Annotated in this window: 13 protein-coding genes; 5 read left to right on the top strand and 8 right to left on the bottom strand. The window is 43.8% G+C overall.

All coding sequences use genetic code 11. The annotated features are described in order from the left end of the window. Positions 1-90: 90 nt before the first annotated feature. From ACOJQI_RS03815 to ACOJQI_RS03805, 3 genes are all read right to left on the bottom strand, one after another. Positions 91-1749 carry a catalase gene (locus ACOJQI_RS03815; RefSeq protein ID WP_421383719.1) on the bottom strand — a complete coding sequence of 553 codons (1659 nt, stop codon included), beginning with the start codon at positions 1747-1749 and terminating at the stop codon, positions 91-93. A gap of 124 nt (positions 1750-1873) precedes the next feature. Then, positions 1874-3073: an MFS transporter gene (locus tag ACOJQI_RS03810; protein WP_421383718.1), complete on the bottom strand. Its 1200-nt coding sequence runs from the start codon at positions 3071-3073 to the stop codon at positions 1874-1876. A 16-nt stretch (positions 3074-3089) separates the two neighbouring features. Continuing rightward, positions 3090-3509, bottom strand: a complete 420-nt coding sequence (locus ACOJQI_RS03805; RefSeq protein ID WP_421383717.1) for a MarR family winged helix-turn-helix transcriptional regulator — start codon at positions 3507-3509, stop codon at positions 3090-3092. Between the two features lie 210 nt (positions 3510-3719). On the opposite strand from ACOJQI_RS03805, the gene ACOJQI_RS03800 reads away from it, so the two are divergent. Then, a complete protein-coding gene (locus tag ACOJQI_RS03800) occupies positions 3720-3854 on the top strand; it encodes a hypothetical protein (RefSeq protein WP_421383716.1) in 135 nt (44 codons plus the stop codon). Positions 3855-4000: 146 nt separating this feature from the next. On the opposite strand, the gene yfkAB is transcribed toward ACOJQI_RS03800, so the two are convergent. Further along, on the bottom strand, positions 4001-5125 hold the full coding sequence (gene yfkAB / locus ACOJQI_RS03795) for a radical SAM/CxCxxxxC motif protein YfkAB (protein ID WP_421383715.1): 1125 nt from the start codon (positions 5123-5125) through the stop codon (positions 4001-4003). Between the two features lie 182 nt (positions 5126-5307). Here yfkAB and ACOJQI_RS03790 point away from each other — a divergent pair, with 182 nt between their 5' ends. Both ACOJQI_RS03790 and ACOJQI_RS03785 read left to right on the top strand, forming a co-directional pair. After that, positions 5308-5808 carry an undecaprenyl-diphosphatase gene (locus ACOJQI_RS03790; protein WP_421383714.1) on the top strand — a complete coding sequence of 167 codons (501 nt, stop codon included), beginning with the start codon at positions 5308-5310 and terminating at the stop codon, positions 5806-5808. Between the two features lie 68 nt (positions 5809-5876). Next, positions 5877-6383, top strand: coding sequence for a CBO0543 family protein (locus ACOJQI_RS03785; protein ID WP_421383713.1), 507 nt, complete (start codon positions 5877-5879; stop codon positions 6381-6383). A 128-nt stretch (positions 6384-6511) separates the two neighbouring features. Here the strand turns inward: ACOJQI_RS03785 and ACOJQI_RS03780 are convergent, their stop codons facing one another. Continuing rightward, positions 6512-7645, bottom strand: coding sequence for a zinc-dependent alcohol dehydrogenase (locus tag ACOJQI_RS03780; RefSeq protein WP_421383712.1), 1134 nt, complete (start codon positions 7643-7645; stop codon positions 6512-6514). Positions 7646-7958: 313 nt separating this feature from the next. On the opposite strand from ACOJQI_RS03780, the gene ACOJQI_RS03775 reads away from it, so the two are divergent. Beyond that, a complete protein-coding gene (locus tag ACOJQI_RS03775; RefSeq protein ID WP_421383711.1) occupies positions 7959-8477 on the top strand; it encodes a DoxX family protein in 519 nt (172 codons plus the stop codon). A gap of 123 nt (positions 8478-8600) precedes the next feature. Here ACOJQI_RS03775 and ACOJQI_RS03770 read toward each other — a convergent pair whose 3' ends face one another. Further along, a complete protein-coding gene (locus ACOJQI_RS03770) occupies positions 8601-8861 on the bottom strand; it encodes a type B 50S ribosomal protein L31 (protein WP_421383710.1) in 261 nt (86 codons plus the stop codon). A gap of 114 nt (positions 8862-8975) precedes the next feature. Then, positions 8976-10001: a DUF2332 domain-containing protein gene (locus tag ACOJQI_RS03765; RefSeq protein WP_421383709.1), complete on the bottom strand. Its 1026-nt coding sequence runs from the start codon at positions 9999-10001 to the stop codon at positions 8976-8978. Positions 10002-10141: 140 nt separating this feature from the next. Here ACOJQI_RS03765 and ACOJQI_RS03760 point away from each other — a divergent pair, with 140 nt between their 5' ends. Continuing rightward, a complete protein-coding gene (locus tag ACOJQI_RS03760; RefSeq protein WP_421383708.1) occupies positions 10142-11125 on the top strand; it encodes a DUF4003 family protein in 984 nt (327 codons plus the stop codon). A gap of 628 nt (positions 11126-11753) precedes the next feature. On the opposite strand, the gene ACOJQI_RS03755 is transcribed toward ACOJQI_RS03760, so the two are convergent. Continuing rightward, on the bottom strand, positions 11754-13160 hold the full coding sequence (locus tag ACOJQI_RS03755) for a DHA2 family efflux MFS transporter permease subunit (RefSeq protein WP_421383707.1): 1407 nt from the start codon (positions 13158-13160) through the stop codon (positions 11754-11756). Between the last annotated feature and the right edge of the window lie 52 nt (positions 13161-13212).

Raw genomic sequence — 13212 nt, 5'->3', positions numbered from 1 at the left:
TCAAGGTGTTTTTCTTTCGACAAAAAACGGGGTGTGACTGTCACCAGGGCATCAAAAAACCCGCCGAATGGCGGGTTTTTATGAAAAGTATTAATATGGATCGGCTTCGTGGCCTTTTTTCGAAGCATCCTCTGCTGCTTTATTTGCAGCCAGTGTACCTTGGCCATATCTTGTTTTTCCTGATTCACGGCCAGGAACTTTATCCAATTCAACGTCCTTCATCTCTTTCATTTCTTTCATTTTCATTTCGACGCCTTCTTTCACACGGCGGCCATAGTCCTCATCGGCCTGTGTGAAGTGGTCAATCATGGCATCCTGTATTTTCTTATCACAGATTGCAAGGGCACCAGACAGATTTTTAATCAATTCATCGCGCTCCCAATCTTCCAAGCTTCTATAAGTGTCCCCTGCCTGTCCATAGTTATTGGGACGGTCGATCGGTGCAGTCATAGCCGCTGCATTGTACGTCGGTCTATGCGGTGCACGGCCTTCCGTGCCTGCTTCTTTGAAACCGCCCAGCATGGAAGGCTCATAGTTAATGTGAGGATTTCCTCCGGATTCTTTCGGGTCACGTACATCCATCTGCCCTCGCTGCTGATTGGTATGAACAGGTGATTTTGGCGCATTTACAGGCAGCTTCAGATAGTTTGCCCCGACACGGTAACGCTGTGTATCAGAATAAGAGAATGTGCGGCCTTGGAGCATTTTATCATCCGAGAAATCCATTCCATCCACTAGAACACCTGTCCCGAAGGAAGCCTGTTCAATCTCGGCATGGAAATCCTGCGGGTTCCGATCAAGGACCATACGCCCCACCGGCAGCCATGGGAACTTATCTTCAGGCCATAATTTTGTATCGTCGAGTGGATCAAAATCAAGTTCCTCATGGTAACCGTCTTCCATGATCTGAACAAACAGCTCCCATTCTGGATAATCGCCTCGTTCTATCGCTTCATATAAGTCCTGAGTGGCGTGCCCCACGTTCTTTGCCTGAATCTCATCCGCTTCGTCTTGGGTTAAGTTGCGGATCCCCTGCTTTGGTTCCCAGTGGTATTTCACAAGAACAGCTTCACCTTCAGCATTCACCCATTTGTAAGTATTAACCCCAGATCCCTGCATGTGTCGGTATGTAGCTGGAATTCCCCAAGGTGAGAAAAGGAATGTAATCATATGGGTTGCCTCCGGCGTACGGGAAACGAAATCAAACATTCTTTCAGGGTTTGGTACATTGGAAGCTGGGTCCGCTTTGAATGCGTGAATCATATCAGGGAACTTCATCGCATCACGGATAAAGAAAATCTTCAGGTTGTTTCCAACAAGGTCCCAGTTTCCGTCTTCCGTATACATTTTCACAGCAAAACCGCGGGGATCACGAGCTGTTTCAGGAGAGTCCTTGGCCCCTGCCACTGTAGAGAAACGGACCATTAACGGGGTTTTCTTCCCGGCCCCGGAGAATACTTTTGCGCGGGTATACTTTTCTACTGGTTCATCCCCGGCTTTTCCATACGTTTCAAAATAACCGAATGCTCCAGATCCGCGTGCGTGAACAACACGCTCCGGCACTTCTTCCCGGTCAAAGTGGGAAATCTTTTCGATAAAATGATAATTCTCAAGTGTTGCAGGCCCGCGGTCGCCAATCGTGCGGATGTTTTGATTATCAAAAACAGGATGGCCCTGACGCGTTGTCAGCGTATCATCATTAACGTGATTTTCGTTAGACTTTTTCGTATCCTTGTTCTTATCTGCCAAAAAAATGCCCTCCTTTATAAATACTTTTAATGTTATACCCTCTTTAAACTGGTATATTCATGAAATTCGTGATTTTATTGGAAAAGTTTTCAAACAAAAAAGCCAGCTGTAAAAGCTGACTTTTTTAAGCGGCATTAACTTCTTTCCTTTTGCCTTTTTTCAGTTTATGACCTTGCAGGAAGTAATAAAGGAGAAGCCCTCCAAGTACATATACGGTACTGTATGTGTACAAACTGCCAAAGCTGATTTTTGCTGCCGCCAGGCCGACCAGGAAAGAGCCAAGTCCGATTCCTATATCAAAAATCGATAGGAATGTGGCGGTTGCCATGGCTGCCCTTTTTGGAGGAGCTGCCTGAATAGCAATGGTCTGGAACGTTGGAAACAATGTTCCCCAGCCCAATCCTGCAAAGGCTGCAGCAGTCAGGAATAAAACTGCTGAATCAGCAGTACCAAGAATGATCATCCCTGCCGCAAATAAGACAATGGCAGGATATACAATGAAGTTAGGCCCGTGGAGATCATACCACTTGCCAGTAAAAGGCCTTGAAAGCAAGAGGACCACTGCGTACACAACAAAGAAATAGCTGGCCACATGGCTTAGCCCCAACTCTCCTGCATAGACGGAAACGAAGGAGAGGATCGATGAATAAACAATGGCAAAAAAAGCACCTGTCAAAGCAACCGGAATTGCCTTCACCTCAAAGATCGCATCTTTCAGTTTTAACGGAGGCAGTGTCACTTTATCCTTCTTATCTTCCTTAATGGAGATTAACAATCCTGATAAGAGGCCTATAAATGCAGCTCCGCCGGCAATTTGCAGCATGGCCGTCACTCCCCAATTTTGCAGGGCCGTCAACCCAAGGAACGGACCAATAACCATGGCGAAATTGGTGGATAGGATGAAATATCCCATCCCTTCCCCTCTCCGGGAGTCCGGAACAGTGAGGGCTGCAATCGAGCCTGCAGCTGTTGTTGCCATCCCAAAGCCGATTCCATGCAAGAATCGAACCATCAGCAGTATCCCGACACTGTCCGCCAGGAAGTAGAGCAATGTTGCTCCAAAGAATAGGACTAATGAACACAGGAGAATGATTCTGCTCCCGAATTTCTCAATCCATCTTCCCGAGAAGGGACGGATAATTATAGCAGAGATCAGGAAGACCGTGATCATTAAGCCCGCTTGCGACTTTTCCCCTCCCAGATGATCCACCACAAAGATCGGGATTGTCACGAGCAGAAAATAAAATGTCATAAATAAAAAGAAATTACTGATACTGATACCGATGAAGTTCCGCGTCCATAACGGCGGTCTAGTTTCATTCATGATGCATGACCTCTTTCTAAATCTGTTTTAACCAATCAGTTACGATATTCCTCAATGCTTCTTGTGTAGATAGCGGGAGATCATTTAACAGATCCTCATTTTTCTTCAGAACTGCTTTTTCCCAAATCGGAAACTGAGCTTCTGCTTCCGAGGATAATGAAATGAACTTCTTTCTCTTATCTTCAGTGCTGGATACCTGTTGAATATACCCTTGTTTCAATAACCGTTGGATGGTACGGGTCATCGGGGGTGCTTCCACCGCAAGATATTCACACAGTTCCCTTTGTGTCAATGTTCCTTTTTCCTTCAATATATAGAGTACAGACCACTGTGCACTGTAAAGCCCGTAAGGTTCCAGTGCTTCGTTCAAATGCTTCGTCAGCCGTCTCGAAAGCTGATTGACCGCATGAAATAACTCATGTGTATTCTTTTCCAATTCTAACACCTCAAATTAATTACCTAAGTAAACAATTCCGCAGTTGAGTATAACACAAAATAGTTACCGAGGTAAACATTTTCTCTGGTGACAGTCACTTCCCGTAATATGTCGGATCTTTAAAAGGAGCTTTAGGAAAGAACAAAATTTGGTATAAAACTTTTGGTGGTTGGAATAATATACCTCATCTGACAATTGCGGAGGTTAATTATGCGTACTGAAAATCATTTTGTTGTCTTGATCTTCTTCTCTTTGCTGAGCTTGATTGCCACAATCTTATTCAGCGGCACCATGCTTTCCAGAGTCAACGAAATCCTCTCTAAAATGGAGGAATCAGAACAGTAATTCAGTAAACTAACGCATTAACGTACTAAGAGGGACTGTCCCTTTTAGCGCGTTAATGCGACACTGCACAAAAACATCCCCGCTGCTCCTCAGCGGGGATGTTTTTTAATGGCTGATATTCGACAAATCTCGGGGTGTGACTGTCACTACCCGATTTGGGCGGACCGTGTTCCAAAGTCAGTTTCTTTATAGTACGTGTTTTTGACGAGTACATTCGGGCCCAGGCATTTCACTGCGGGGCAGTGGCAGTTCAAGGACTGTGCTGTTTTGGTTTGGTTCCAGCGGTCGTAAGCTTCAGGCAATGATGTATCTTGTATGTTGCCGAGTCCTGGTTCATCGCCAAAGTCGGTAACGATGATGTCTCCCGAAAAAATATTGACGTTCAACCTGGAACGTCCATCGGGGTCATTTCTCACTGTGACATTTTTTTCTGTCAGGAGACGTTGATACAGCCCCAATTCTTCTGCTGATGAACTGCATGGATAGAACGGGAGGGTTCCGAACAGCATCCAGATTTCCTGATTTCGGTGATCGAGCAGCCTCTTGATGGCCTCACGCATTTCCTCCATACTCAGTGTCTCTAAGTTCTTGGCAAAATCCACTGGATACATAGGATGCACCTCATGTCTGGTACATCCCATCTCAATGATATGGTCGTGTATTTTCTCCAGATAAGGAAAGGTTCTTCCATTCAGCATCGTTTCCGCGGATACCATGACCCCTTCGCTGGAAAGCCGTTTCGAATTTTCTACCATACGATGAAAATAATTTGCGCGATGCTCCTCTGAGGGTTTCCGCTCCATCCGGGCAAATCCGGTCTCTGCAAATTCTTCGACCGTTCCCCAGTTATGGGAAATGTGCAGAACATCCAAATAAGGAACAATCGCCTTGTATCTTTCATATGGAAGCGTCAGATTGGAATTGATCTGAGTTTTTACACCACGGGAATGCGCATATTTCAAGAGCGGCAGTACGTGATTCTCAACCGATTTCCTGGACATCATCGGTTCGCCGCCCGTTATGCTGATTGTCCTAAGATGTGGAATTTCATCAAGCCTTTTTAAGATAAGTTCCATTGGGAGTGCATCGGGATCTTTATTTTGCAGAGTATAGCCTACCGCACAATGATTGCACCGCATATTACAAAGCGTTGTTGTCGTGAACTCAACACTGGAGAGTGTCATTTTCCCATGCTCTTTTACATCCATATAGGCTTCCCAAGGATCATTGGATGGGGAAAGCGGCAAGGATTCCTTCATTTGTATAACCATTAACGTGACTTCCTTTCAATATGTATCTTTCCGTCTATTCTTGATTCATATGAAATCGTAAGGGATTCTAATATTTTTTACAATGGGAATTCGTTTACAGTATAGTTTCATGAAGTGAGGGGAGAGTAATTTTATATAACCTCACAGCGGCACAGCAGGTATTATAGGAAGGACTGAACATAATGGATCAAAGGCTTTTCTGGGCAATGAATTCACTCTCTAAACGAACTGATCTTATAAACTATTTAATGATTCTTGTATCCAACAGGGTCCGGTATGTATATCTCTTTGTTTTGCTGTTTTTTTGGTTCAAAAATAGATCTGTTACTATACATGCCCTCGTATCAGCCGCCGCTTCTCTAATTATCAGCTACATCATCAGACTGTTTTCATTCCGGCCCCGTCCTTTTGTCAAAAGCAGGGTCGGCATACTTATCCCTTCAAAGAGAAATTCAAGTTTTCCGAGCAAGCATACTTTGCTTGCATTTGCTGTTTCTGCGACCATCAGCTTTTATCACCGAACAACAGGTGCAGTTTTGACGGGGTTATCCACGCTGACCGGTCTTTCCCGGATTTGGGTCGGACATCACTACCCGTCTGATATCATCGGGAGTGCATTGATTGGTTCCTTTATCAGCCTGGCAGCTCGCTTTCTTGGCAATGACAGCGGGTCAGATGCTTAAATGAATTTCCACATATTTACATGTTTTTAGTGCAAACTAGTACTAAAACATCAAACGCAGGTGAACCTATGCATATTGTCTTAACAACAGCCCTCTCTTTATTTGCATTTATTAAAGGGAATTGGCGTGAATGGGAAAAATATCATCTTACTATTATGTATGTCACCATCTGTAATTTACTGTATAACCACTTGGCACAGAATAAAATGTTATGGGAGTATTACCCGGATTTTTACCCCAAATCACATATAATAGTGGACATCTTGTATTCTTTTATTAATCTTCCTGCCATTACTCTGTTATTCCTTACTTATTATCCATTTACGGCTTCTAGGTTAAAGAAATTCAGATACATAACGCTTTGGGCGGCTGCCTCACTTATTATTGAGTACCCCTTTTATAAGTACGACAGGCTCTTACTTCAACACGGATATGAATATTGGATGGATTTATTCTTCTACATTGTTATGTACAGCATGATCCGCCTGCACTATTCCCGCCCTTTTCTCGCCTATTTCCTGTCAGCCCTAATCGCTGCTGCTATGCTCTGGATGTTTGAGATTCCTTTGGAGTGACAGTCACGGCCCGGTTTTTGTCGAATGAACGATCTTTGAGCAGCATGAAACAGCCCGCTCATCATTAGGAGGCGGGCTGTTTAAAAAATTAATTATTCGCAATAAAGTTCCAAGTGTAACTGTCATTCTTATGGTTTCAGGACGACTTTGATGCATTCGTCTTCATGGTCATTGAAAATTTTATAAGCGTCGGCCGCTTTTTCCATCGGCATGATGTGGGAAATGATTTCTGTCGGGTTCAGTTCTGCTGATGTGATTTTGTCAAAAAGCTCAGGCATATAGTGAACCACTGGAGCCTGCCCCATTTTCAAGGTAACATTTCGTTCAAAGAAATTTCCGAGCGGGAACATGTTGTACATCATGCCATACACGCCGGTAAGCTGGACGGTACCAAACTTGCGGACAGCATCTTTGGCAATATTGATGGCACTCAAGGTTCCGCCTTGCAGCTTCAGTTTTTGTTCCACTTTTTCAACAGCATTCTTCTCGCCATCCATACCGACACAGTCGATGACGATGTCGGCACCGCCTCCTGTCACTTCTTTCAGGTGCTGTCCCATTTCCTTGAATTCATCAAAATTAAATGTTTCAACGTTATTATTTTGTTTTGCTTTATTTAAACGGTAAGGAAGATTATCAACCGCAATGACCCTGCCGGCACCTTTCATCCAGGCAAATTTTTGCGCCATCAAACCGATTGGACCGCACCCAAGGACAATGACCGTGTCACCCGGTTTCATTCCTGAGTGTTCAACGCTCCAGTAAGCTGTCGGCAGTACGTCAGACATAAACAACAAGGCCTCATCCGCTAAATCACAGGATTCAGGCACCTTGAACGGCATTGCATTTCCAAATGGCACCCGTAAGTATTCTGCCTGTCCGCCCGGATGGTTGCCATACTGTTCTGTATAGCCGAAGTAACCGCCGGTATCTTTATGTGGATTTGAATTATCACATTGGCTTTCCATATCATTCTGGCAATAAAAGCAGTGTCCGCAGGAAACATTGAACGGCAGGACGACCCTGTCCCCTTTTTTCACTCTCGTGACATCCGGTCCAGTCTCCTCCACAATTCCCATTGGTTCGTGTCCGATAATATAGCCGGGTCTCAGCGGCAGGTTTCCTTGATACAAATGAAGGTCAGAACCGCATATCGCAGTCGATGTGATTTTAACGATGATATCATCCGGCTTCTGAATCTTCGGGTCTTCAACCTCTTTGACTTGAATATCCTTCGAACCTTGGTATGTTACAGCTTTCATTTTCAGCCTCCTCAGATTGGATTACAAATCTATACCCAAGTTTTAGAAAGATATGCTGACTGGAAGGTTTGAATTTTTTTTAATACTGATGTCTATACACCTTAGTCCCCCAAAAAAATTAATTGTGAAAGAAATGTGAAAACCATTGCCAAATGGCAGGGACGGGAGTATATTATAAGTGTAGAGAGTAAGTGAAAAATTTCACAAACTTAAAAGATACTCTCTAGAAATTAAAAAAGCTGGCCGGCTTTATCTCAAATTTTTTTAACCGACTATGTGAAAAACTTCACAAAATACTAAGGAGATGTTTAAAATGAGATGGTGGAAAACTCCTCAAGCTGCAACTGTATGGACTGTAATAAGAGTATGGCTTGGTATTCAGTGGATTGAAGCCGGCTGGCATAAAGTAACAGATGGATTTGATACAACAGGTTTCTTACAAGGTGCGATTGCCAAAGCAACCGGAGATCACCCCGCAGTGCAAGGCTGGTACGCAGGCTTCCTTGAAAATGCCGCTCTTCCAAATGCAGAACTATTCAATATCCTTATTCCTTGGGGCGAAGTACTGGTTGGACTTGGATTGATCCTTGGCGCAGCCACAATCCCGGCATTACTTGCAGGGGCCTTCATGAACCTGAACTTCCTGATGGCAGGAACAGTAAGCACAAACCCTGTACTCTACACAGCAGCCATCATCCTGCTATTCGCCGGCGGCGGAGCTTACTACTTCGGGGTTGACAGATTTGCAATCCCATTCATCAAAAATGCAATCAACAACAGAAAAACACGCAACAACGATAAAATCCAACGCAAACACGCCGTGCTTCACTGATGGTGACAGTCACCACCCGAACAATGTCGAATACGAATTTACTCTTCAATAAAAATAACAGCCGCTTTCCTTAAAAGGAAGCGGCTGTTATGATTTCATTCGACAAAAACCGGGTGGTGACTGTCACTTATCTTCGGGACGCTTCATATTGTATTTCTTCATGAACCGGTCTGCACGGCCGCCCCGGTCGGCGAATTTCTGGACACCCGTGTAAAATGGGTGTGTGTCTGAACTGACTTCGACTTTGATGAGCGGATAAGTATTGCCGTCATCCCACTCGATCGTTTCGGATGATTTCAACGTAGAGCTTGTCAGGAACTTGTAGCCGCTGTTTGTATCCATAAAAACGACTTTTCCATAATTCGGATGAATTCCTTCTTGCATTAAGAAAACCTCCCAGTTGAAGTTAATCAAAAAGCTATGAGAATTTACCAAGGTCCGTGAAGGGCTTTTATTGGCTGACTGTCCTTTTGCAACACATAACCCTCCATATAGTAATTATTCACGTTTTACCTTCCATTCAAACCATCTTCCGTGTCCTTCCGTCTGTCCGATAGTGTTTTTATTTTCCACTCCGCCAATAAAATAATCAAGATGCAGCTCCCTGTCCTCCATGTTGTTATAAATATGGACGATTTCCCTCCTGCCGGCTATTCTCTCGATCTCTTCTTTTAATTTTTTCTTGCCTTCTATCGGAATTTGGTTTGCCACATGCGTATGGAACACACAGAGAACAGATTCTTCAGGAATTTCCTCCACAATGCGGGGAAGCATTTCAATGCCATCCCCTTCAATTAATTCAATAGATGAAGGCTTCACATATTCAGCCGCCTTTTCAAACAGCTCTCTTCTGTCTTCATGTTCCGGCCATATCAATGCCTTCAGCCAAAAGTAATCTTCATCATCTGTCAGATCGTTAATGTGTAAATCAAGGCCGATTCGATGGGATACAGGAGGAACGGAATTTGAAAGTTCCGGATATTGGTCCCCTCTTATTTGAGACTTTATTTCGGCTGTTGAATCCATATTTCCATAGAGTTCACCAGTTCCATAAGAATACCTGTATCGGTCCCACATCAACTGAAGACCTGCACTGGTTCCGATTTCTATAAGTGCAAGCGGCTTTTTCATTTTTTCATAGACATAAGAAAACGCCGGAAAAAGATAAGCGCATCTCCTGACTTCATTGGTTTGGACTAGCTTCGTCTCCAAAAGGTGAATGATTTCCTTTTTATACTTCTGGCAAAAATCCTTAAATGGCACAAATGCTTCTTTATGGTCTTTAGGTTCACTTACAACACTTGGATAATATTCTTTCAGCGGGTGCTCATAACCTTTCATCAAAAGATAGTGAACGGCCCCTAACAGCAGGTTTGGAACAGGCTGTCCCTCCCTTGCACTGCTGCATAATTCCAGAACCTCTTTATCTTCTGCTATTTTTATAGCCAGATGTTCATATAAATCACTTGATCCCCGGCACTCTGTTTCCGCAAACCGCTTGAACTTATCCGAACTTGACACCATACTTCTATTTCTCCCCTCTCATTTACCTGAATATTTCTACTATTACTCCTTAATGTAATCTATTTGATTGAAAAATGGAACTTTTGCCGGCGATCACCCGTATATACAATCAACAAGAACCTGATAAGGAAGTGTTAAAGATGAGCGATGTAATGAACAAGATTGAAAGATACAAGGATATATATTCACAAATGAAATCCAGTCTCCGCTGGAAAGTATCGGACAGCAGGACATTCATGATGGCTGCCTCTTTATATGTGACCAATGAAAGAGATTTCGATATCGCCCATTATCAGGACCTTTCCGAATTCATCAAGAATGAGGTCGGTATATTTTCAACTTTGAAATCCCAGCTCCGCTTTACAGTTGCGGCTATGCTTGATACCCGTTTTGAAAATCCACAAGAAACTTTCGCACAATTTATCGAGGCCTATGAAGACTTAATCGCAAATGGATTCAGCAGAGGGACTTTCAGCTATATCTCCGCCATGGCAATGCTGACCCATGAAGGCAGAAGGGCTGACCTTGCTTCTGCTGCCAAAGATATCTATAAAAAGATGCGCGAAGAACACTTTTTCCTTACCGGGCAAAGCGATTATCCATTGGCTGTACTTCTCGCCCAGCGGAACCAGGAATTGGATTCCATGATTGTAAAAATCGAGGACTTTTACAATAAACTTGACCAGGAAGGATTCCGGAAAGGCAATGACCTGCAGAGCATGAGCCATATCCTGTCCCTTCATGAAAATCCTGACCAACAGGACTTGATTTCCCGCTGTACAGCGCTATATGACAGTATGAAGCATCTGGGTATTAAACCGAAAGCCAGCTTTTATCCGCAGATGGCTGTCCTCTCCTTCTTATCGGACAGCCGGGATCATCTGCATGGCATAAAAGATATATGGGAGACATTGAATGCTGAAAAACAATTCAAATGGCATAAAGATATAAATTTCATGATGGCCGTCAGCTTTTATATCTCTGATAAAATTGAGCATTCTTCAATGGTCGAGACCAGCTTGTACACAACAATCGAAACCCTTATCCAGGCACAGCAGGCCGCATCCATCGCAGCCATTTCCGGTGCGGCGGCGGCAGCGAGTGCTGGCAGCGGCTCAAATTGAGTCAGGGCTAAGACATGATTAAGGTATAACCGTTTGGACGGTTATACCTTTTTTGCGTTTTGCCGAGAAGGTCTCCTCCTAAAGTCTGAATCAAAAACATCCTAACGAATGTTAATTCCAAACGTGATTCTGACTACACTAGTGGTAGGAAGGAGAGATGAAGATGAAACAGAAAGTGAAACTTTTTTTCAAGAAGAATAATGATGTGGAAGTAAAGCGCATCCAAGACCAAATCACCGACAGACACGCAAGCTTGTATAATATGATGTTTTAAAAAAATGAAGGAGGAACTCACATGTTAGCGATCATTAAAATTTTTCTCAACAACAATAAGGACCCTCATGCCAAGAAGCTGCAAGATGATATTCTCGACCGCCGTGCCAGCCTGCATAATAGGATGTTTTAATGGACCTTCTTTTGGCTGCTGAAATATATAATGAGAAATTAAAGGAGATCAGAATGACTTTAAAGGAACCAATAGTATGAAGTGCCCGTAAATTACAATCCCATAAAAAATCTACGGGCACCCCGCTTTATTCACCCTCATCACATTTTTCCCAACAAATAAAAATACGAGTGTAAAATCGATTGGATTTCACACTCGAATGATTCGACAAATATCGGGTCGTCACTCTTCCGCTGGGGTTGTTTTTCTCAGGAAGAAAGCCAGGATGATTCCAATTCCTGCAACCGCTCCTGCTACGATAAAGGAAACGTTGACTCCGTGAACAAGCCCTTGCATTCCGTGCTCAGCCGGGTTCAAAGCGGTGTTCGTCATGATGGTGACAAGCAAGGCCGTCCCGACTGAACCGGAAATCTGCCTCATCGTATTGTTCATGGCTGTACCATGCGGAATGAGACTTGGCGGCAGCTGGTTCAATCCCGCTGTGGTAACAGGCATCATCACCAGAGCAACCCCAAACATCCTTACCGCATTGACAACAGCCATATAGGTAAACGTCGTTTCGGTTGTTAAATTCGTAAAGAAAAACGTAGAAATGGTTGTGATTGTCAGTCCTACAATCGCAAGCATCTTGGCCCCGAACTTATCAAAGATCCTCCCGCTGATCGGATTCATGATCCCCATGATCAGGGCCCCCGGCAAGAGCATCAAGCCCGATTCAAAGGCAGAGAATTCATGCATGTTCTGCATATAGATCGGCAGGATCGTTGCCCCTCCAATCATCGCGATGAACATGATCATCCCAATGATGGTCGCCAAGGTGAAGATACCGAACTTAAACACCCTGAATTCAAGAATGGGCTGATCCAGCTTGAACTGCCTTTTGATAAAGATATAAAGGATCAGGGCCCCAAGAGCCAGCGACAAGATGACCTGCGCGCTTCCCCATCCTGCGGTTCCCGCTGTACTGAATCCATATAGAATTCCGCCGAATCCTAATGTAGACAAGATAATCGATAGAATATCGAGTTTTGGATTCGTTAGTTTGGTTACGTTTTTCAAAACAAAAAAAGCGATAATAAAATCAATTATGGCAATTGGAAGTACAATATAAAAAAGAACGCGCCAAGGATATTGATCGACAAGATAGCCGGATAATGTCGGTCCGATGGCTGGTGCGAATGAAATGACCAATCCAAACAGCCCCATGGCGGACCCGCGTTTTTCAACCGGAAAAATAACAAAAAACACCGTCTGCATCAATGGAATCATGATGCCGGCTCCGGATGCCTGCACAATCCTGCCGATCATCAGAAAGAAAAAATTCGGAGCGATTGCGCAAATAAGGGTTCCTAATGCAAACAGTCCCATCGCAGTTAAAAATAACGTCCTGGTCGTATAGCGCCCAATCAGAAAAGCCGTGATGGGAATCATCACACCGTTCACCAGCATAAATACCGTTGTCAGCCATTGCGCAGTATTGGCACTGAGGTCCAAGTCTCTCATAATATGAGGCAAGGCCGTGGCCAGGAGTGTCTGATTTAAAATCGCTGCAAAAGCACCTGAAATTAAGATGGCGACAATGGGAGCTATTTTAATTTCTTGTTCTTCTTTTGTTTCAGACTTATCCATCCTCTTCCCCCTTTTTCTCAATGCTGTAGGTTAGTTTGCTGTTCATCATTAC

It is taken from the genome of Bacillus salacetis, from assembly GCF_049177075.1.
In the GTDB taxonomy this organism is placed as follows: domain Bacteria; phylum Bacillota; class Bacilli; order Bacillales; family Bacillaceae_B; genus Rossellomorea; species Rossellomorea salacetis_A.
This window is presented reverse-complemented; position numbering and strand designations above follow the sequence as displayed.

Excerpts from the sequence above, each read along its gene's own strand:
- ACOJQI_RS03775 (WP_421383711.1), top strand. The coding sequence starts at position 7,959 with ATGAGATGGTGGAAAACTCCTCAAGCTGCAACTGTATGGACTGTAATA.
- ACOJQI_RS03790 (WP_421383714.1), top strand. The coding sequence starts at position 5,308 with ATGGATCAAAGGCTTTTCTGGGCAATGAATTCACTCTCTAAACGAACT.
- ACOJQI_RS03765 (WP_421383709.1), bottom strand. The coding sequence starts at position 10,001 with ATGGTGTCAAGTTCGGATAAGTTCAAGCGGTTTGCGGAAACAGAGTGC.
- ACOJQI_RS03810 (WP_421383718.1), bottom strand. The coding sequence starts at position 3,073 with ATGAATGAAACTAGACCGCCGTTATGGACGCGGAACTTCATCGGTATC.
- ACOJQI_RS03755 (WP_421383707.1), bottom strand. The coding sequence starts at position 13,160 with ATGGATAAGTCTGAAACAAAAGAAGAACAAGAAATTAAAATAGCTCCC.
- yfkAB (WP_421383715.1), bottom strand. The coding sequence starts at position 5,125 with ATGGTTATACAAATGAAGGAATCCTTGCCGCTTTCCCCATCCAATGAT.
- ACOJQI_RS03760 (WP_421383708.1), top strand. The coding sequence starts at position 10,142 with ATGAGCGATGTAATGAACAAGATTGAAAGATACAAGGATATATATTCA.
- ACOJQI_RS03785 (WP_421383713.1), top strand. The coding sequence starts at position 5,877 with ATGCATATTGTCTTAACAACAGCCCTCTCTTTATTTGCATTTATTAAA.
- ACOJQI_RS03800 (WP_421383716.1), top strand. The coding sequence starts at position 3,720 with ATGCGTACTGAAAATCATTTTGTTGTCTTGATCTTCTTCTCTTTGCTG.
- ACOJQI_RS03780 (WP_421383712.1), bottom strand. The coding sequence starts at position 7,645 with ATGAAAGCTGTAACATACCAAGGTTCGAAGGATATTCAAGTCAAAGAG.
- ACOJQI_RS03770 (WP_421383710.1), bottom strand. The coding sequence starts at position 8,861 with ATGCAAGAAGGAATTCATCCGAATTATGGAAAAGTCGTTTTTATGGAT.